Below are 20,941 nucleotides of genomic sequence, written 5' to 3' on the forward strand. Positions count from 1 at the left end.
CTTTCCCGGACCGCCCATGAAACTGCCTGCCGCCTGGCTGTGCTGCCTGTTGCTGACCTCGCCGGCCTGGGCTGCGGACACCGTGGTCAGCGGCAAGGTCTATCTGGAGCGTGACGGCAAGCCCGGCCGCGGTGCGACCGATCCGGGCCTGGCCGGGGTGCAGGTTTCCAACGGCGAGACCATCGTCAAGACTGCCGCTGACGGCAGCTACAGCCTGCCGGTGCGCGACGGCCAGACCGTATTCGTGATCAAGCCCGATGCCTACGCCTTCCCGAAGGCGGCGGACGGCCTGCCTTCGTTCTGGCGCCACTACCGCCCGAACGGCTCGCCGGCGCTGAAGTACGGCGGCATCGCCGCGACCAGCGACGTCACCCGCAACTGGGACTTCGCCCTGCAGTCGGATCGGCATGACAGCCGTCGTGGTTTCCAGATGCTGGTATTCACCGATTCGCAGACCGCCAGCCTGAAGGACATCGGCTACTACCAGCAGTCGATCGTGGCGCCACTGGTCGGCCAGACCAGGGCACGCATGGGCACCACCCTGGGCGACATCGTCAACGACGACCTGACCCTGTACCCGGCGATCAACAAGGTCACCACCGAACTCGGCGTGCCGTGGTTCCACGTGCCGGGCAACCATGACCTCGACTTCGATGCGGCCAGCGACGAACACTCACTGGACAGCTGGCGCAACATCTACGGCCCGGACACCTACGCGGTGGAAGAGGGCGGCGCCAGTTTCGTGTTCCTGGACGACGTGGTGTACGACCCCAAGGCCAGGCCGAAGTACGTCGGCGGCCTGCGCGAAGACCAGTTCGCCTTCCTCGCCAGCTACCTGAAGGGCCTGCACAAGGACCGCCTGCTGGTGCTGGGCATGCACATCCCGCTGTTCGACGCGGCGCCGGGGCGCGAGACCTTCCGCCATGCTGACCGCCAGCGCCTGTTCGACCTGCTGAAGGACTTCCGCAACGTACTGGTGCTCAGCGGCCACAGCCACACCCAGCAGCACGTCTACCACGGCAAGGCCGAGGGCTGGAACGGCGACAAGCCACTGCACGAATACAACGTCGGTGCCAACTGCGGTGCGTTCTGGTCGGGCGTGAAGAATGCCGCTGGCGTGCCGGACAGCACCATGAGCGACGGCACGCCGAAGGGCTATGCATTGCTCGACGTGGCCGGCAACGGCAGCTATCGCCTGCAGTACCGCGTGGCCGGCAGGCCGGCCAGCGAGCAGATCGGCCTGCACGCGCCGAAGGTGCTGCGCCAGGGGGCCTACCCGGCGTGGGGTGTCTACGCCAACGTCTACATGGGCGAGGATCGGAGCGTGGTCGAGTACCGTGTCGATGGCGGCGCCTGGCAGCCGATGAAGCAGGTCAGCCAGCCCGACCCGCGCCTGATGGTGGAGAACGTGGCCGATGATCTGGCCAGCAGCCTGCGCGGCTACGACCGTTCGCCGGAGGCCACTGCGTCGCCGCACCTGTGGCGTGGCGCGCTGCCGACCGATCTTGCAGTGGGCAGCCATAAGGTCGAGGTACGCTCCACCCAGCCTGATGGCGCAGTGTTCACCGCCACCACCAGCTACAGCCTGCAGACTGCCCAGCCCTGACCCCCGCGCACCAGCGCTCCAGCGAAAGGACCCCGCATGGATATCCGCTTCATGGCCGGCACCACACCGGTGACCCTCAGCCGCCACTGGTTCACCGGCGCGATGCTGCTGCAGAGCGCCACCGAGAAGGTCTGGGTGCAGCACCCGCTGCATCCGGGCACCCACTTCTCGTTCTCGCTGGTACAGTCGTGGCTGCGCCACATCGCCGGCCACGAAGTGCTGGTCGAGCGCACCCGGCCGCTGTTGTTCGCCGGCTTCCGCCCGCAGCGCCTGCGCGTGCTGGTGGATGGGGTGCAGGTGGCCGAACAGGAAGGCATGTAGGTTCACCTGAACCACCGGCGCGCTAGGCAAAGCCGCCCCGATGCCTGAGAATCGGGGCGATTCAATCGATCCAAGCAGGCCAGCGTGACCATCGCAGCAGCGTCAACGGTTTCCTCCGACTCCGCCCGCGGCGGTCTTCCGCGCCGTCTGGTCGTCGCCGATGTCGGCGGCACCTTTGCCCGGCTCGCGCTGGCGGAAACCCGACCCGGCCAGACGCCGCTGCTGGGCAGCCACCGTACCTATGCCTGTGCCGAGCATTCCAGCCTGGCCGCGATCCTCGCCGATTTCACCGCCGGCCTCGGCCACCCGGTGCAGACCGCGGTGGTCGCCATCGCTGGCCTGCTGGATGGCGATGTGCTGATCAACTCGAACCTGCCGTGGACGGTCTCGCTGTCGGCCACCCGCGCGCAGTCCGGGCTGCACGACCTGCAGCTGATCAATGATTTCGAAGCGGTGGCGTTGGCCATCCCCTACCTGCAGCCGGAAGCCCTGGTGCCACTGAACGGTGACGCCGATCCGGCGCAGGCCTTCCCGGCGCTGGTGCTGGGCGCGGGTACCGGGCTGGGCGCCGCGCTGCGTTTCGCTGATGGCGAGCGTCCGGTGCTGGCCAGCGAGATCGGTCATGCCGCGCTGGGCGCCGGCAACGCGCTGGAACTGCAGGTGCTGGGCCGCCTGCTGCAGCGTTGGCCGCACGTGGACAACGAACGCGTGCTGTCCGGCAGCGGCCTGATGAACCTGTATCCGTGCCTGTGCGAACTGCGCGGCGTCACCCCGGTGTGGAACAGTACGGAGGCGCTGATCGGCGCCGCGCGTGGCGGTGAGGATGCACTGGCGGTGGAAACGTTGCAGGTCTTCTGTGCGTGGCTGGGCAGCCTGGCCGGCGACGCGGCGATCGCCGTCGGCGCGCGCTCGGTGTACCTGGCCGGTGGCATTTCCGCGCATGTGCAGGATTTCCTGGCCGATGGCCGCTTCCGTGAGCGCTTCCTCAACAAGGGCGTGCTGACCGAGGTGCTGCGCCAGGTGCCGGTGTGGCGCGTGGAGCATGGCCAGCTGGGCGTGCTCGGCGCAGCGGTCTGGCACGCCGCACGGCAGCCCACGCACGACTGATCGGCAGGGTTGGCATCGGGCCGGCCGTGCATTGCAGACTGGGAGGGGAAAATGGTGGATCGCAGGCAGTTCCTGCAGGCCGGTGCACTGGCCGCAGGCATGGCGGCATTGCCGGGCGTGCAGGCGCGCACGCAGGGTGGGGCCCGGGTGGTCTCCACCTGGGACTTCGGCGTACCGGCCAACCAGGCCGCATGGAAGGTGCTGGCGCAGGGTGGCAGCGCGCTGGATGCGGTGGAGGCGGGCGCACGCTGGGCCGAGAGCGAGCTGTGCAACCCTACCGTTGGCCATTGCGGCAATCCGGATCGCGACGGCGTGCTGAGCCTGGATGCGAGCATCATGGACGGCGATGGCCGTTGTGGTGCAGTGGCCGCGCTGGTGGACATCCTGCATCCGGTGTCGGTGGCCCGCAAAGTGATGGAGAACAGCCCGCATGTGCTGCTGGTCGGCGAGGGCGCGCAGCAGTTCGCGGTGCAGCAGGGGTTCGAGCGCAAGCATCTGCTGACGCCGCAGGCCGAAGCGGCCTGGCGCGAGTGGCTGAAGACCGAGAAGTACCAGCCGCAGATCAATGCCGAGCGCCGTGGCATTCCCGGCAACAGCGACAACCACGACACCATCGGCATGCTGGCACTGGACGCCAAGGGCCAGCTGGCCGGTGCCTGCACCACCAGCGGCATGGCGTGGAAACTGCACGGTCGCGTTGGCGACAGTCCGATCATCGGCGCCGGTCTGTACGTCGACAACGACGTCGGCGCGGCCACTGCTTCGGGGGTGGGTGAAGAGATGATCCGCAACGCGGCTTCGTTCCTGGTGGTCGAGCTGATGCGCCAGGGGCGTTCACCGGCGCAGGCCTGCCGTGAAGCCATCGACCGCGTGGTGCGCAAGCGCCCGGAAGCGAGCAGAACGTTGCAGGTGTGCTTCCTGGCCATGAACAAGCAGGGCGAGGTCGGTGCCTACGCGCTGCATCGTGGCTTCGTCTATGCGGTGTGCGATGCGCAGCGCCAGGATGACCTGCGTGACTCGCCGTCGATCTACACGAGCACCCAGGCGTGAGTACGCGGCTGACCCTGGAGATCGCCAGCAACTCGCTGGCCTCGGCGCTGGCCGCGCAGGCTGGCGGCGCCGACCGCATCGAACTGTTCGACAACCTGGCCGAGGGCGGCACCACGCCGTCGTTCGCCAGCATCGCGATCGCCCGCGAGCGCCTGTCGATTCCGCTGTTCGTGCTGGTGCGGCCACGCCCGGGCGACTTCCACTACGACGCGCTGGAAACCGAACTGATGCTGCGTGACATCGCGCAGTGCCGCGCGCTGGGTTGCGATGGCGTGGTGATCGGCGCGCTGGACGTGCAGGGCGGCATCGACCTGGCGCTGTGCCGGGAACTGGTGCAGGCCGCCGGGCCGTTGCAGGTGACCTTCCATCGCGCCTTCGACGCCGCCCGCGATCTGCCGGCGGCGCTGGAGCAGGTGATCGGGCTGGGCTGCCAGCGCGTGCTGACCTCGGGCGGGCAGGCCAGCGCCGAGGCCGGTGCCGATGTGCTGGCGGGCCTGGTCACCCAGGCGGCGGGGCGCATCACGGTGATGGCTGGCGCCGGATTGGCCGCGGGCAACATCGCAACCGTCGCGCGGCAGACCGGCTGTACCGAACTGCACGCCTCCGCAAAAGGCCTGCGCCGCTCGGCGATGCAGTTCCAGAACCCGGCGCTGCGCGGTCTGGACCCGGACTGGAGCCAGACCAGCACCGCGACCGTGGCCGCACTGCGTCAGGCCCTCGACGGCTGATCGCTGCCCAGGGTCGGATCCCTTCGCAGAAGGGCTCTGACTCCGGCGCTGTCCCGCGACGGACAAAACCGTTCCGCGCGCGATTGTCGTGATCATGTCACTACTTCGTGCGCCGTTCTGTCAGCGATGCGTCGCAACTCTTTGATTGTTCTGGACACCGGCAGCCGATAGCGGCAATCCGCCGGCTGTTGCTGCGTTGCCGCATGCCGGGCGTGGTTCAGCTGTGCTTTAGTTTGGATCGATCCACAGGGGAGGTGCCATATCGGTCGTGAACCGATCCAAGCGCCTGGATCCGTCGTAGTGCCGCGCCACCGTCCGCCCGTGCGTCCACATCTTCGAAGAGCAACCACCCATGGCTCAGATCGTCCACAAGCGTCGCCACCTGCTGTCCCAGGCCCTGATCCTGGCCCTGTTGCCGCTGGTGGCCAGCGCGCAGGAAGCTGCCAGTTCGTCCACCAAGGATCTGGACGCGGTCACCGTCACCGGCTCGCGCATCAAGCGCGCCAGCGTCGAGGGCCCGGCGCCGGTCAACGTGATCACCGCCGCGCAGATCCAGAAGGAAGGCTTTGTCAGCGTGTACGACGCGCTGAAGACCCTCACCGAGGCCACAGGCACCGTTGAAGCCGCATCGCAATGGGGCTCGCATACGCCCAATGCCAGCGGCCTGAACCTGCGCGGGATGGGCCCGAACCGCTCGCTGCTGCTGGTCAATGGCCGTCGTGTAGCGGATTACCCGCTGCCCTACGGTGGCGAAACCAACTTCTCCAACTACGGCAACATTCCGGCCGCGGCGGTGGAGCGCATTGAAGTGCTGACCGGTGGCGCCTCGGCCATCTACGGTTCGGATGCGATCGCCGGCGTGGTCAACGTCATCCTCAAAACCAACTACGACGGCGACGAAGTGCGCGTGCGCGGCGGCACTTCCAGCGAAGGCGGACGTGATACCTGGGATCTGTCCTGGGCCGGTGGCAAGACCGGCGACAACTGGAGCGTGACCTACGCGCTGCAGTACACCAAGCGCGACCCGCTGTTCGGGCGTGATCGCCCGCAGATGGACGATGCCGACGATGCGCCGTACCCGTCCTGGAACATGGAACAACGCAAGGTCGGCTTCCGTCCCACCGCCGGTCTGGCGCTGATCGATCCGACCACGGGCCAGCGCCTGGCGCCGCCCACCGGCACCTGCGAAAAATTCGACGGCGAGTACTACACCGCCGATCGATTGGTCTACAACTACGCCGCCAACCGCATCACCAACACCGGCCGCCTGTGCGGCATGAGCGCCGACTACGCCAACTGGCTGCTTACCGGCGGCGCCGAGAACGTGTCCGGAAACCTGTACGCCACCTTCGATTTCAGCAATGACCTGCAGGCCTGGACCAACCTGGCGGTGTATCGCTCCGAAGCGATCTGGGGCACCAATCCGCCCGGCGTGTCGCTGATCGACGATGACAACGGCTATTACTGGGATGCCAACCGCAACCGGCCGATCCTGGGCGTGCGCCAGTTCACCCCGAACGAAGTCGGGGGCCTGGATACGCTGCGCAACACCAACCGCGAACTGTCCTGGGACTGGAGCGCGGGCCTGCGCGGGCGCCTGGCCGACCGTTTTGACTGGAGTGCCACGGTGGGGCGTTCCTATTACCGCGTGGAAGAACGGCAGAACGTGGTCGACAAGCAGAAGTCGTATGACTACTTCCTTGGCCCGCGCCTGGGCACCACCGCCGATGGCGAGGCGATCTATGCGTTGAACGAATCGCGCTGGTGGAACCCGCTGACGCCGGACCAGTACTGGCAGATGGGGACCGTGGCGAAGAACCGCGCGGCGTCATGGGTCAACCAGGCGTCGGCGGATATCACCGGCGAGCTGTTCCAGGGCTGGGCCGGCCCGATTTCGTTTGCGGCGGTGGCTGAAGTCGCGCAGCAGGGCTATCACCTCAGTCCGGACCCGCGCGCTGGCATCGACTTCGACCTGCAGAATGTCGATCGCGGCGGCGGCGAGCGTACCCGCTACTCGGCCGGCGTCGAGTTCAAGATCCCGCTGCTGGACAGCGTGACCGCCACTGCGGCCGCGCGCTACGACCGCTATGGCAACTACAAGGCCGACGACAGCAGCGAAGCGCTGGACATCGGCAGCCAGAAGGAAACCACCTGGAACGTCGGCCTGGAATGGCGCCCGGTCGAATCGCTGCTGGTGCGTGGCTCGTACGCCACCAGCTTCCATGCGCCGGACATGCATTACCTGCTGGGCCAGCCGAGCAGTTCGGAAGTGCAGACCTATGACCGCCTGCGCTGCATCCAGAGCGGCGCGTACCTGGTCAACAACTGTGGCGTGGGCAACACCGACGTCTGGTACACGTTCGACGTGAACCGGCGTGGGACGCCGCTGCTGCGCTCGGAGACCGGTGATTCGTGGACGGTCGGCTTCGTCTGGGACGTGCTGCCGAACCTGTCGGTCAGTGCCGACTACTGGGCGATCAAGCTGGAAGACATGATCGTCGACGTCGGCGCCGATGAGGTGCTGGCCAGCGAGGCCGGCTGCCTGACCGGCAAGAACATGGACGGTACGCCATGGGCCAACCCGGCCGGTGGCGAGTACTGCGCCGGCATCCTGGCCCGCGTGAACCGTGACAGCAACGGTCGCCTGGTATCGATCGAGCGCGGCCCGTTCAACCTGGCCAGCCGCGAGGTGCGCGGCATCGACCTGACCGCGCGCTATCGCCTGGAAACCGCGCGGTGGGGCAGCTTCCAGCTGGGTGTGAACTACACCAACCAGATCTCGACCAAGGAGCAACGCTACGCCGCCGACCCGAATCCGGAACGCCGCGATCGTGACCTGCGCACCAAGCTGCGCGCGAGCCTGGCCTGGCAGCGCGGCAACTGGAACGCCAATGTCTATGCCGACCGCATCGGTTCGGTGCCGGGCGTGCGCTACCACTGGGGTACCGACCGCCTGGACAACCCTGGTGGCTGCCTGCCGTTCGCCGATGGCTACGTGCCCAGTGACAGCCCGTCGCTGAACTGCCTGGAGCCGGCACGGCTGCCGGATGGTTCGGTGAACCCGAACCCCAACGCCAGGCAGCAGACGGCGCGGTACTACGGTCGAGTGGGGCCGTTCATCACCTGGAACTTCAACGTGGGCTACCAGCTGACCGAACACGCGAAGGTAAACGTGTACGTCAACAACGCCTTCAACGCCGCCAGCTGGAACCACAAGGACCCGTACAAGCTGGATTACGACTTCGCTCCGACCCGCCTGCTGGGCGCGGTCGGCCGCGAGTTCGCGTTGGAGTATGTGTTCACCTTCTGAGGTGACCTGCCTCCGCCGGTAGGTCCACGCCATGCGTGGATATGGACACCCGGGTGCCCATTCAGGAACTGCGGACAGGCTGGATTTGACCTTCCCACGATGGCAAGGTTTAGCCTGTCCGCATCCAGAAGGAGCCCCGGGAATCCGATCATGAGCACGCCCCGCGCCACTGCAGCCCCCGCAAGCCCTGCCACCATCAGCCTGCCCATCGAGGGCATGACCTGTGCCAGCTGTGTCGGCCGGGTCGAGGCGGCGCTGTCCAGGGTCGAAGGCGTGGGCAGTGTTTCGGTCAATCTGGCCACCGAGCGCGCGGATATCCGCCCGTCCGGTCCGGTCGATCGGGCCGCGTTGATCCAGGCGGTGGAGCGGGTGGGCTACGACGTGCCCGCTGCCACCACCGAGCTGTCGGTCGAGGGCATGACCTGTGCGTCCTGCGTGGGCCGAGTCGAACGTGCGCTGTTGGCCGTGCCCGGCGTCAGCCAGGCCAGCGTGAACCTGGCCACGGAGCGCGCCACGGTGCGTGGCGTGGCGGAAGTTGCAGCGCTGGTCGCCGCGATCGACAAGGCCGGCTATGACGCACGCGTGATTGAAGCCGGCGTGCAGTCCGATGACGAGGCCGCGGAAAAGAAGGATGCCGAGCGCGCCGAACTGAAGCGCGACCTGATCGTGGCGTCCGCGCTGGCGCTGCCGGTGTTCGTGCTGGAGATGGGGGCGCACCTGATCCCCGGCATGCACGAATGGGTGATGTCCACCATCGGCATGCAGGCCAGCTGGTACCTGCAGTTCGTGCTGACCGCGCTGGTGCTCGCCATCCCGGGCCGCCGCTTCTACCAGAAGGGCATCCCCGCGCTGCTGCGGCTGGCGCCGGACATGAATTCGCTGGTGGCTGTGGGCACTGCCGCAGCGTTTGGCTACTCGGTGGTGGCCACGTTCCTGCCGACGCTGTTGCCGGCGGGCACGGTGAACGTCTACTACGAAGCAGCGGCGGTGATCGTTGCGCTGATCCTGCTCGGCCGCTTCCTTGAGGCCCGGGCCAAGGGCCGCACCTCCGAGGCGATCAAGCGACTGGTCAATCTGCAGGCGAAGGTTGCCCACGTGGTCCGTGACGGCCGGACGGTGGATGTCCCGGTCAATGAAGTGCTGAGCGGCGACGTGGTGGAAGTGCGCCCGGGCGAGCGCGTGCCGGTCGACGGCGAGGTGGTCGAGGGCCGCAGCTACATCGACGAGTCGATGATCAGCGGCGAGCCGATCCCGGTCGAGAAGCAGCCGGGCAGCAGCGTGGTGGGCGGTACGGTCAACCAGAAGGGCGCACTGACGGTACGTGCCACGGCGGTGGGCGCGCAGACCATGCTGGCGCAGATCATCCGCATGGTCGAACAGGCGCAGGGCTCGAAGCTGCCGATCCAGGCGGTGGTCGACAAGGTCACCCTGTGGTTCGTGCCGGCGGTGATGCTGGCCGCGCTGGCGACCTTCGCAGTCTGGCTGATCTTCGGGCCCTCGCCAGCGCTGAGCTTCGCGCTGGTCAATGCGGTGGCGGTGCTGATCATTGCCTGCCCATGCGCGATGGGACTGGCCACGCCGACCTCGATCATGGTCGGTACCGGCCGTGGCGCCGAGATGGGTGTGCTGTTCCGCAAGGGTGAAGCGCTCCAGTTGTTGAAGGATGCACAGGTGGTGGCGGTGGACAAGACCGGCACGCTGACCGAAGGGCGCCCGCGCCTGACCGATCTGGAGATTGCTGCCGGCTTCGATCACAACACGGTGCTGGCGGCAGTTGCCGCAACGGAGTCGCGCTCGGAGCATCCCATCGCCCGCGCGATTGTTGATGCCGCGACCGGCCAGGGCATCGCGTTGCCGGGCATGGTCGACTTCGAATCGGTCACCGGCATGGGCGTGCGGGCCAGTGTCGAGGGTGCACGCGTGGAGGTCGGTGCCGATCGCTTCATGCGCGACCTGGGCGTGGACATCACTGTGTTTGCGACGCTGGCGGCAGAGCTGGGCATCCAGGGCAAGTCGCCGCTGTATGCCGCCATCGACGGTCGCCTGGCCGCAATCATCGCGGTATCCGATCCGATCAAGCCGAGCACGCCGGCCGCAATCGCGGCACTGCATCAGCTTGGCCTTAAGGTGGCGATGATCACCGGTGACAACGCTGGTACCGCGCAGGCGATCGCGCGCCAGCTCGGCATCGACGACGTGGTGGCCGAGGTGCTGCCGGAAGGCAAGGTCGAGGCGGTGCGCCGCTTGAAGGCCACACATGGCCATGTCGCCTTCGTCGGCGACGGTATCAACGATGCGCCGGCGCTGGCCGAGGCCGATGTCGGCCTGGCCATCGGCACCGGCACCGATATCGCGGTCGAGTCGGCCGATGTCGTGCTGATGTCGGGCAACCTGCAGGGCGTGCCGAATGCCATTGCACTATCGAAGGCGACGCTGGGCAACATCCGCCAGAACCTGTTCTGGGCCTTCGCTTACAACACCGCATTGATTCCGGTGGCGGCCGGCGTGCTGTATCCGACCTGGGGCGTGCTGCTCTCGCCGGTGTTCGCGGCCGGTGCGATGGCACTGTCCAGCGTGTTCGTGCTGGGCAACGCGCTGCGCCTGCGCCGCTTCCAGCCGCCGATGGCGGACGCCCCCGCCGCGATCCATTGAGGGAGAACCGCATGAATATCGGTGAAGCCGCCAAGGCCTCCAGCGTGTCGGCGAAAATGATCCGCTACTACGAACAGATCGGCCTGATTCCTGCGGCTGATCGCACCGAGTCGGGCTACCGGGCGTACTCGCAGGCGGACATCCACCGCCTGCGCTTCATCCGCCGCGCGCGCGATCTCGGCTTCCAGGTGGCCGAGATCACCGATCTGCTGGGCCTGTGGAACGACACCTCGCGCCACAGCGCCGACGTCAAGCACCTGGCCGAACAGCACATTGCCGACCTGGAGCAACGCATCGAGCACATGCGGCAGATGGCCGACACGCTGAAATCGCTGATCAGCTGCTGCGCGGGCGACGAGCGACCGGAGTGCCCGATCCTGCAGCGGCTGGGTGAGGATGATCAGACGCCGGTGCCGGTCGATACCGCGAAGACCGGTGCGGTGCGGCGGCGTACGCACAAGCATTGACTCGATATCGCATGCATGAAAAAGCCCGCCGGGTGCAGCAGCACCGGGCGGGCTTTTCTGTGTGAGACGGGGGCAGGGAATCAGGCAGTGCGAGGCGGGAAGCCGGCATCGTTCACCGCGGCGAACACCTGTTCCTGCGACGCGGTGGTCTGCACCTTGACCAGCCCGGTCGGCGGATCGGCCACCACGCTGGCGTTCGGATCGATCTGCTGGATCGCACGGGTCACGCTGCGCGCACAGCCGCCGCAGGTCATGCCGTCGACATGGAATTCCATCTGTAGCTCCTTCGCTGCTCTTGGGATGCGACCAGTGTGCACCTTCCAACGATGGCAGGGTCAAGCGTCGGGCTGAACGACGAACAAGGCGCGGACAAAAAAAACGGCAGCCACCTGTACCAGCGCGGCTGCCGTGGAGGAACGTCCCCGCCAGGGCAGGGCATGGGTTGCGCCGGGACGTGCCCGGCCAACCCGGTGCGGGCTTAGAACTTCCAGTTCACGCCGAAGTACAACTGGCGACCGGCGTACAGGTTGGACAGCAGGCGGGCCTGGCTGTCGTTGCCGATGTAGCTGCGCAGCTCGGACTTGGTGGCGTTCAGCACGGCAGCCGTCACCGTCCAGTCCGGGGTCAGGTTGTAGGCCACGTTCAGGTCAAGCTGGCTGTACGGCTTGGTGTAGGTGGTCATGCCATTGTTCAGCCCGCCGACCACTTCACCGCGACGGTTGTACGAGGCACGCGCCAGGAACTTGTCGTTCTCGTAGAACACGGTGACGTTGGCCTGGTTCTTGGCGCTGCCGACCAGCGGCGATGAGCCGATTTCCTCGCCGTCCAGCACGATCGAGGCCAGGTTGGTGTCGTTGTAGGTGTAGTTGGCCTGCACGCCCAGACCGAAGTCGAAGGTGTACTGGCCATACAGCTCCACGCCCTGCGAAACGCCATCGCGGCCGTTGGCCTGGGTCTCGTACTTCTGCACGGTGACCGACTGCCCGCCGACGTTCATCTGCTGGTCGCGCACCACCGGCACGGTGAAGTTGTCCACGTTCTTGCGGAACAGCGAAACACCTGCGACCGCGCCCGGCTGGAAGTACCACTCCAGGCCCAGGTCGAACTGGACCGCCTTGAACGGCTCCAGCGCCTTGTTGCTGCCCGAGCCGTACCAGCCGGGCGTGTCGGTGCCGCCGGTGACACGGCGATCGTTGGCGTACTCCTCGCTGATGTAACGCAGGCCACCGGGATAGGCGATGCTGGTGTAGCTCGGGCGCGCGACCACCTTCGACGCCGCACCGCGCAGCACCAGGTTGTCGGTGATGTCCCAGGCAATGTTGAAGCTCGGCAGCACGTCGGTATAGGTCTTCTCCAGCGACGACAGGGCGTACACCTTGTCGCGCACCTGGGCGTCGGGCAGGCGGACGAAGCCACCCTGGCAGCGCAGGTTCGGATCGGCGGCCGGATCATCGCAGCTCATCGGCGCGCCGCTGGCGTTGTCGACGAAGTAGTCGTTGAAGCGCTCGACCGAGTCGCTGGACTGGGCGAACTGCTTGGTGCGCACCACGCGCACGCCGACGTTGCCGCGCACGCGCTCGGTGCGGAAGTTGGCCTGGAAGTAGCCGGAGTAGATCTTCTCGTTGACGTCGTAGACGAAGTCTTCCTCGGTGCGGTTGTGCGAGCCGCCGTAGGTCTTGTTCAGGTAATCGATGTAGGCCGGGTAGTTGATGCCCGGGAACACATTGGCGTTGAAGGCGCCGGTGATGTTGCTGATCGGGTTGGACAGGAAGAAGCCCGGCTGCGCGTTGCCAGCGGTCGGATCGCAACCGGCCTGGTAACGGTTGTTGTCATAGTCGGACGGGTCCAGGCCCGGGCACACCCAGTAGGTGTTGCCGGTGTTGCGGTGGACCTTGCCGTCGCGGTACTTGGCACCGAACTGGATCGAGTCCAGCCAGCCGGCCTCGAACAGCTTGGTGACGTCTGCCTGGAAGTAGTTCTGCTTGACTTCGGTCTGCATCCACGACGAGTCGGTGGAACCGGTATCGACTTCGGCGACGCCGGCCATCAGCTGCTGCTGCAGGTCGGGAGAGAACTGCACCGACGGCGTGCCGGTGAGGTCCCACGCGGTGTACTGGTTGCCGGACTGCCACTGGTTGCCCACCTTGCGGCGCGGCTTGGCCGACATGCGGAAGTTCATCGACGGACCACCTTCGGACCAGGTGCGGCCGCCGGTGAACGAGGCTTTCCAGAGGGGGCTGATGTCCCAGTCAATGGTCAGGTCCGCGGTCTGCGACAGTGCCTTTTCCTTGCTGTAGCCGCCGGTGAGCTGCGGGGTGGGGATGGTGCAGTCGTCCGGGCCCCAGCCACCGGGCTTGAGGCCGGCGGCAGCCGCTTCATCCTCGCTGCAGTAGTAGGTCTTACCGGCCAGCTTCTGGTACTGCGCGCCGGTGACGATGCTGCCGCTCGGATCGAAGTCCAGGCCATTGAGCAGGCGGCCGCCGGCCCAGTTGCCGTCCTGGTTGTAGCGGGCCAGGTTCCACTCCGGCACCTTCAGCATGTTCTGGGTGTAGTCACCCTGCAGCTCGAAGCGGAAGTAGTTGGCCGTCATCGTGACGTTGTCGACCGGCTTGAACTGGAAGGTCAGCTGCCCGCCCTTGCGTTCGCGCTTCTCTTCCTTCACCGCGAAGTTCACCGAGGTCGGCATGAAGAACTCACTGTAGTTCTTGCCGGTCTGGTTGTTGAAACCGGACTCGCCCCACCAGTAGTGGATGCCATCCTGCTCCAGCAGGTTGCCGTTGGCATCGCGGGCGGTGGTGCCGTTGCCGTACCACTGGTAGTCCTCGGTGCTGGCCTCCATGGTGCGGGTAGTGCGTTTCTGCTGGGTCACGCCGACCAGCACGCCGAAGCGCTCGTCCTTGCTGTGCCAGGAATACAGCGCCGACACCTGCGGATCGACGTCGTGGCTGGTGTCGGAGGTGGTGCCCTCCAGGTTCACGTAGCCGGAGTTGGATTCCATGTCGAGCGGACGGCGGGTATGCAGGATGACCGTGCCGCCGATGCCGCCTTCGTCGATGCGTGCTTCCGGCGACTTGAACAGCTCGGCGCTGGACAGCATGTTCGACGGCAGCAGGGTGTAGTTGAAGGAACGGGTGGCTTCGTTGTTGGTTTCCGAGGAGGCGACGAAGTTGCCGTTCAACTGGGTCAGGGTCAGGTCCGGTGCAAGGCCGCGCACGCTGACGCTCTTGCCTTCGCCACCGCTGCGGGTGATGACCACGCCGGGCACGCGCTGCAGTGCGTCGGCCACGTTCTTGTCGGGGAACTTGCCGACGTCTTCGGCGGTGATCACTTCGACCACGGCGTTGGCATCGCGCTTCTGCTCAAGGCTCTTTTCAATGGCATAGCGGTAGCCGGTGACCTGGACGCTGTCCAGAGTCGTGGCGTCCTGCGAGCTGGTGGTCGTGGCCTGCTGCGCGGCGGCGCCTGCCGGAATGACGGCGGCAGCCAGGGCCAGCGCGATGGCCAGCGACAATGCGTCCTGGCCGTGCGTACGTGTTGAATGCTTCATTCCCATCTCTCCCTCTCTCCTGGATTGATCCGGTGACGTGGCACGGACAACTTGAATCGATCTAATTTGAAGTGAATTTGTCGCTGTCGCCATGCAGTGGCAGTAGCACCGCACGCGTGGCCTGGTGTACGTCCTGTTGCTGCTCCCCCAACTCCCGGCCATCGCAGCGTCGTCTTGGATCGATCTAAGCGATGGGCGGGCGATTTTTAGCATGGGTCGCCCTTGGGCGCATGCTGCTCCGCAATATGGTACTGGCGTGGCGTAGGGATGACGGTTTGCTGAAATCAGTGAAATCGTTTTCGTGCGCAGGGAGGGGGGCGGCAGGGCTGCGCCCTGCACCTGCGGGTAGTGCCGGCCGCTGGCCGGCAAGAGCCAAAGCCAAAGCGGCTCTGGGTTGTCTGGGTTTGGCGGTGCGGTGTGGACTGGCAGGACACGCCGTAAACCCCCCTCCGGGGGCCGGCCCAGCCGCTGGCGGCTGTGCGTTCGGGCGCTTGCGAAGCAGTGCTTCGCAAGCAAGGCGCCCTCACCCATGGGGGCTCGATGGCGCCATCCATGGCGCCAACGGTCCTGCCAGCCCACACCGCCCCACCTTTGACAGTTTCCCGGTGACGGTTGGACTGATCCTGGAACGACATGGGGTCCTGGGGTCAGATCCGTTTTCCAAAGGAAAACGGATCTGACCCCGGATTGATTTCGATATCTGACAGAGATTCATCCACGCATGGCGTGGATCCATCCACAGATCGCGGAAATCTGTCGAAGGCGGGGTGGGTCCGGTTGCGGGGGTGTCCGCGGCATGGATGTCGCGGCCAAGCTCCCAGGGATGGGTTTACGGCGTCCCTCGCAACCGGACCCACCCCGCCATTCCACGGATCGCCGGCTTTTGCTGTTGCTTCGGCTGTTGCTTCTGAGGTTGCCGGCCAGCGGCCGGCACTACCGCAGGTGCAGGGCGCAGCCCTGCCGACTACCCCCCTCATGCTGCGCCGCAGAATGCATTCGGCTGAACCTGCATGCTCTACTTGAATCGATCTAAATCCACGGTCACGTGGGTCGGGCGTCATTCCAGGGGGAGCCTTCTGCCGGTCCAGGCAGAGCTCAGCGGAACGGTGCCGGAAGGCCCGGGCCGTCTGTCTCTGCGTCATCGACTACAGGAACCCGACATGCGTCCAGTGCCGTCCGCTCCCGCCGTCCCATCATCCTCGCGCCCGCTGGCGCGCCTGGCCTGCCTGATTGCGCTGTCGGCGGCGCCGATGCTGCTGCAGGCCGCGCCGGCAGCGCTGGAGCGCGAGGTCAATACCTTCATCGGCAGCAAGGACGACGGCAACACGTTCCCGGGCGCGTCGGCGCCGTTCGGCCTGATCCAGGTCAGCCCGATCGGCAGCCACTATTCGGGTTGGCGCTATGACGACGAGAAGATCCGTGGCTTCGGCCACTCCTTCATCTCCGGTGCCGGCTGCTGGGAACAGGGCGGCCAGGTGTCGGTGCTGCCGGTCACGGGCTCGATCGGTCCGGGCGGCGATTTCGATACCGGCAACGCCAGGCAGTTCGACCACAAGGCCTACGCCGCGTCCTACACCCACGATGGCGAGGTCGGCCAGGCCGGCTACTACAAGGTGCGGCTGACCAGCTACGGCGGCATCGATGCCGAGGCGACCGCGCGTACCCGTGCTGCGGCCGAGCGCTACACCTTCAGCCAGCGCAGTGGCGATGGCCACGTGCTGGTCAATGTCGGCCAGGCCAACGAGCGCCATTCGGTGATCGGCAGCGTGGTCGATGTGGTCGGCGACCGCGTGGTCGAGGGCAAGCTGGTCACCAAGAGTTTCTGCGGCGGCCATCAGTACACCACCTGGTTCCGCATCGAGTTCGACCGTCCGTTCAAGGCGCATGGCACCTGGGGTGAGGGCGGCGGCCTGCCGGGCGCGCGCCACAGCATGGAAGGCGAGCAGAAGCCGAACGGTGCCTGGCTCAGCTTCGACCTGGCCAAGGGCCAGTCGGTGACGGCGGTCAGCGCGATCTCGCACGTGGATGCCGAAGGCGCGCGCACCAACCTGCGTGCCGAGGGCATGCAGGGTGGGTCGCTGCTCGGTTTCGACCGCATGCGCGCGCTGTCGCAGCAGGCCTGGCGTGAGCAGCTTGGCCGTGTACGCGTGCAGGGCGGCACCGCCGATGACCGCACCGTGTTCTACAGCGCGGTCTACCACGCGCTGCTGCAGCCGATGACCGGCAACGATGCCGATGGCCGCTACCGCGGCTATGACGATGGCATCCACCGTGCCGAAGGCTGGACCTATTACGAGTACTTCTCGCTGTGGGATACCTACCGCGCGCAGAACCAGTGGCTGGCACTGACCCGCCCGGACGTGGCGCGCGACATCGGCCGCACCCTGCTGGCGATCGATGAGCAGGGCGGTTGGCTGCCGCGCTGGGGCTATGCCAACTTCGAAACCAACATCATGACCGGCGATCCGGTCACCCCGTTCATGGTCGACCTGTGGCGGTTCGGTGCACTCAAGGGCCGTGAATCGCAGGCGTGGGATGCGCTGCGCCGCAATGCCTTCGGCACGCCGCCGCTGAACTCGCGCATGGCCGGCCGCTCCGGCAACCCGACTTACCTGCACAAGGGCTACGTGGCCTATGACCGTGCATTCCCGTCCAAGGGCATGGACGTCGATCCGCACCACGGTGGTTCGGCCACGCTGGAGTACGCGCTGGCCGACTGCGCGCTCTCGCAGATGGCCGACGGCCTCGGCCATGCCCAGGATGCGGCGACGCTGCGCGAGCGCGGCCGCAACTGGCGCAAGGTGTGGGACCCGCAGGTGCGCGACGCCGAGACCGGCTTCACCGGGTTCCCGCGCCCGCGTACCGAGGACGGCCAGTGGTACACCCCGTCCGACGGCCATTACAGCCCGCGTTCGCACCACGGTTTCCACGAGGGCACGGCGTGGCAGTACCAGTGGCTGGCGCAGCAGGACGTGCCGGGCCTGGTCGAAGCGATGGACGGCCGCGAGCAGGCGGGCCGCCGCCTCGATGCGTTCTTCGCGATGGACGCGCTGCAGGCCGATCCGCTCAATGCCGCCCGCAAGGCGTGGGTGGTCGGGCCGTACAGCTACTACAACCAGTTCCGCTACAACCCGAACAACGAGCCGGACCTGCACTCGCCGTGGCTGTACACGCTGATCGGCCAGCCGTGGAAGACCGCGGCCGTGGTGCGTGCGGCGCAGCAGCTGTTCACCAATGCCCCCAACGGTGTGACCGGCAACGATGACCTCGGCACGATGTCGGCCTGGTACCTGTTCAGTGCCATCGGCGTGTACCCGGCGGTGCCGGGCAGCGGCCAGTTCCTGCTGCACACCCCGCGCTTCAGCAAGGTGGAAGTGGACATGGGCAATGGCCGCACCCTGCGCATCGACGCGCCGGGCGCCGATGGCCGCCGCCTGCAGTATGTGCAGGGCGTGCAGGTCGATGGCCAGGCGCATGCACCGGTGTGGCTGGACTGGAACCGCCTGCAGCAGGGCCCGCGCGTGCGCTTTGCGCTGGATGCGAAGGTGCCGGAGCAGGGCTGGGGCACGGCGGTGAAGGATCTGCCGGTATCCTGGTGCGCGGCACCGGGCAGCCAGCTGCGCTGAGCCGGACTGTGCCGTTCGCGGTGACCCAGCGAACGGCACGGCACGACACGGCCCTGATCCATTAGGCTTGAGCTTCCAGCGGAGTCCGGGAAGACGATGAACGACAACGGCAGCAGTCCCAGCAAGCGCGCCGGTAAGGCGGTGACGGTGACCGACATCGCGCGTGCGATCGGCGTGTCACGGGCAACCGTGTCGCTGGTGCTGCGCGGCAGCCCGCTGGTCAATGTCGATACCCGCGCCAAGGTCGAGGCCGAGCTGCGCCGCCAGCGCTATGTCTACAACCGCGCGGCGGCCAACCTGCGCCGGCGCACCTCGTCGAGCATCGCGCTGGTGATCAACGACCTGTCCAACCCGTTCTTCGCCGAATTCGCGTCAGGCGTGGACGAGGCGCTGGGCGGGCGCGGTTACGTGACGTTGCTGGGCAGCACCGGGGAATCGCCAGAGCGCCAGCAGGCCGTGCTGTCCACGCTGATGGAGCACACCCCGGCCGGCCTGATCCTGTCGCCTGCCGAGGGCAGCGACACCGCGCAGTTGCGGCAGGCGCTGGGCGCCAATGCCAACGTGCTGCTGTTCAACCGCGAACTGGCCGGGGCTGACTGGGACTTCCTGACCCTGGACAACCAGCACGGCGCCTATCTGGCCACGCGCCACCTGATCGAGCGCGGCCATCGCCAGATCGCCTTCTTCGGCGGCCACGCCGCATCCAGTTCCTGCCACCAGCGCCGCGCCGGTTTCCAGCAGGCGCTGGCCGAGGCCGGGCTGTCGCTGCCGCCGGGTTGGATGATCGAGTCGGCGCCGAACCGCCTGGAAGCAGCAGCGCGCACCGATGAACTGTTTGCCGATGGCCATCGTCCGAGTGCGGCGGTCTGCTACAACGACACCGTCGCGCTGGGCCTGATGCTGGGCTTGAACTCGCGTGGCATCCGTCCCGGTGGCGACTTTGCCGTTACTGGTTTCGATGACATTTCCGAGGCTGCGGTGGCGGTGCCACCGTTGACCACGCTCACTGCCGACCCGCGCGAGCGTGGCCGGCAAGCGGCCGCGCTGCTGCTGCAACGGCTGGACGAACCGGATGCGCCGCCACGGCGCACGGTCGCGCCGGTGCAGCTGCGCATCCGCGAAAGCAGTGCTGCGCGACCGAACTGATTCCTTTCATACACCCCTTCCACGCAACAACGACCTTCCGCGCATCGAGGCGCGTACCGCATGCCGATCTCCGCAACGCCCCGTCCATCGGGTTCCTCGGGCAACGCACCCGCCGTCACCAACGGCAAGGCGTTGGCTGTCGTCACCACGATCTTCTTCATGTGGGGCTTCCTGACCTGCCTCAATGACATCCTGATCCCGCACCTGAAGGCGGTGTTCGAGCTGAACTACGCCAAGGCGATGCTGGTGCAGTTCACCTTCTTCGGCACCTATTTCCTGATGTCGCTGCCGGCGGGGCGGCTGGTGGCGGCGCTGGGCTACAAGAAGGGCATCGTCGCCGGCCTGGTGATCGCCGGCATCGGCGCGCTGGGCTTCTGGCCGGCGGCCGAACTGCGCGTCTATGGCGCCTTCCTCGGCGCACTGTTCGTGCTGGCCACCGGCATTACCGTGCTGCAGGTGGCCGCCAACCCCTACGTCGCGCTGCTGGGCCCGGAACAGACCAGCTCCAGCCGCCTGACCCTGGCGCAGGCGCTGAACTCGCTGGGCACGGCCATCGCCCCGATCTTCGGCGGCATGCTGATCCTGTCCAACACGGTCAAGAGCGCTGACGACATCGCGGCGCTGCCGGCCGCCGAGCAGCTGGCCTACCGTGCCGCCGAGGCGCAGGCTGTGCAGGGTCCGTACGTGGGCCTGGCGGTGGCGCTGGTGCTGCTGGCGCTGTTCGTATTCCTGTTCCGCCTGCCGGCGCTGAGCGACGCCACCGAGCAGGCCGACCAGGGCCACCACCACAGCTACCTGGATGCGCTGCGCAAGCGCCACCTGCTGCTGGGCGTGCTGGGCATCTTCTTCTACGTCGGTGCTGAAGTGTCGATTGGCAGCTTCCTGGTCAACTACCTGTCGATGCCGAACATCGGTGGCTTCAGCGAGCAGCAGGCCACGCATTACGTGTCTGCCTACTGGACGATGGCGATGATCGGCCGCTTCGCCGGTTCGGCGCTGCTGGCGCGCTTCTCGCCCAGCCGTCTGCTGGCGATCTTCGCGCTGGTCAACGTGGCGCTGCTGGTCACCACCATGCTGAGCTCCGGCAACGTCGCGCTGTACTCGGTGGTGGCCATCGGCCTGTTCAACTCGATCATGTTCCCGACCATCTTCGCGCTGAGCATCGAGCGCCTCGGCCCGCTGACCAACAAGGGGTCCAGCCTGCTGATCATGGCCATCGTCGGCGGTGCCGTGGTGCCGTACCTGCAGGGCGTGCTGGCCGACCACATCGGCGTGCAGGCCAGCTTCATCCTGCCGCTGCTGTGCTACGGCTACATCATTTTCTACGGACTGGTCGGTGCGCGTACGCCGGCCTCCGCAACGCAGGGAGGCTGAGTCCGGA

The 20,941-nt window shown here is 66.8% G+C and carries 13 protein-coding genes; 11 read left to right on the forward strand and 2 right to left on the reverse strand.

Features of this window, described 5'->3' with window-relative positions; genetic code table 11:
* The first annotated feature begins 16 nt into the window (after nt 1-16).
* The 8 genes from VG561_RS13220 (at nt 17) to cueR (ending at nt 11,241) form a co-directional block, all read left to right on the forward strand.
* Nucleotides 17-1,606 carry a calcineurin-like phosphoesterase C-terminal domain-containing protein gene (locus VG561_RS13220; protein WP_111206152.1) on the forward strand — a complete coding sequence of 530 codons (1,590 nt, stop codon included), beginning with the start codon at nt 17-19 and terminating at the stop codon, nt 1,604-1,606.
* Between the two features lie 36 nt (nt 1,607-1,642).
* The gene (locus tag VG561_RS13225) at nt 1,643-1,927 is read left to right on the forward strand and encodes a hypothetical protein (protein ID WP_005409434.1); all 285 of its coding nucleotides are present in this window, start codon (nt 1,643-1,645) and stop codon (nt 1,925-1,927) included.
* Nucleotides 1,928-2,011: 84 nt separating this feature from the next.
* Nucleotides 2,012-3,034, forward strand: coding sequence for a glucokinase (locus VG561_RS13230; RefSeq protein WP_049440838.1), 1,023 nt, complete (start codon nt 2,012-2,014; stop codon nt 3,032-3,034).
* 51 nt (nt 3,035-3,085) lie between these two features.
* Nucleotides 3,086-4,084, forward strand: a complete 999-nt coding sequence (locus VG561_RS13235; RefSeq protein ID WP_041863371.1) for a N(4)-(beta-N-acetylglucosaminyl)-L-asparaginase — start codon at nt 3,086-3,088, stop codon at nt 4,082-4,084.
* Nucleotides 4,081-4,812, forward strand: coding sequence for a copper homeostasis protein CutC (locus tag VG561_RS13240; RefSeq protein WP_423179665.1), 732 nt, complete (start codon nt 4,081-4,083; stop codon nt 4,810-4,812). The genes VG561_RS13235 and VG561_RS13240 overlap by 4 nt, the downstream gene beginning before the upstream one ends.
* Nucleotides 4,813-5,164: 352 nt before the next feature.
* Complete coding sequence (locus VG561_RS13245) at nt 5,165-8,122, forward strand: TonB-dependent receptor plug domain-containing protein (protein ID WP_423179666.1); 2,958 nt, start codon at nt 5,165-5,167, stop codon at nt 8,120-8,122.
* 150 nt (nt 8,123-8,272) lie between these two features.
* The gene (locus VG561_RS13250) at nt 8,273-10,774 is read left to right on the forward strand and encodes a heavy metal translocating P-type ATPase (protein WP_164077857.1); all 2,502 of its coding nucleotides are present in this window, start codon (nt 8,273-8,275) and stop codon (nt 10,772-10,774) included.
* An 11-nt stretch (nt 10,775-10,785) separates the two neighbouring features.
* The gene (gene cueR, locus VG561_RS13255; RefSeq protein WP_005409440.1) at nt 10,786-11,241 is read left to right on the forward strand and encodes a Cu(I)-responsive transcriptional regulator; all 456 of its coding nucleotides are present in this window, start codon (nt 10,786-10,788) and stop codon (nt 11,239-11,241) included.
* Nucleotides 11,242-11,321: 80 nt separating this feature from the next.
* Here the strand turns inward: cueR and VG561_RS13260 are convergent, their stop codons facing one another.
* Nucleotides 11,322-11,516: a heavy-metal-associated domain-containing protein gene (locus VG561_RS13260; RefSeq protein ID WP_008267227.1), complete on the reverse strand. Its 195-nt coding sequence runs from the start codon at nt 11,514-11,516 to the stop codon at nt 11,322-11,324.
* A 203-nt stretch (nt 11,517-11,719) separates the two neighbouring features.
* On the reverse strand, nt 11,720-14,794 hold the full coding sequence (locus VG561_RS13265) for a TonB-dependent receptor (RefSeq protein ID WP_075076821.1): 3,075 nt from the start codon (nt 14,792-14,794) through the stop codon (nt 11,720-11,722).
* Nucleotides 14,795-15,948: 1,154 nt separating this feature from the next.
* Between VG561_RS13265 and VG561_RS13270 the strand changes: the two genes are divergently transcribed.
* From VG561_RS13270 to fucP, 3 genes are all read left to right on the forward strand, one after another.
* A complete protein-coding gene (locus tag VG561_RS13270) occupies nt 15,949-18,414 on the forward strand; it encodes a GH92 family glycosyl hydrolase (protein WP_423179667.1) in 2,466 nt (821 codons plus the stop codon).
* 96 nt (nt 18,415-18,510) lie between these two features.
* Nucleotides 18,511-19,560: a LacI family DNA-binding transcriptional regulator gene (locus tag VG561_RS13275; protein WP_014646964.1), complete on the forward strand. Its 1,050-nt coding sequence runs from the start codon at nt 18,511-18,513 to the stop codon at nt 19,558-19,560.
* Between the two features lie 60 nt (nt 19,561-19,620).
* A complete protein-coding gene (gene fucP / locus VG561_RS13280) occupies nt 19,621-20,934 on the forward strand; it encodes an L-fucose:H+ symporter permease (protein WP_032957977.1) in 1,314 nt (437 codons plus the stop codon).
* Nucleotides 20,935-20,941 lie beyond the last annotated feature (7 nt).

Source organism: Stenotrophomonas sp. CASM110, from assembly GCF_049384345.1.
Taxonomy (GTDB): Bacteria; Pseudomonadota; Gammaproteobacteria; order Xanthomonadales; family Xanthomonadaceae; genus Stenotrophomonas; species Stenotrophomonas muris.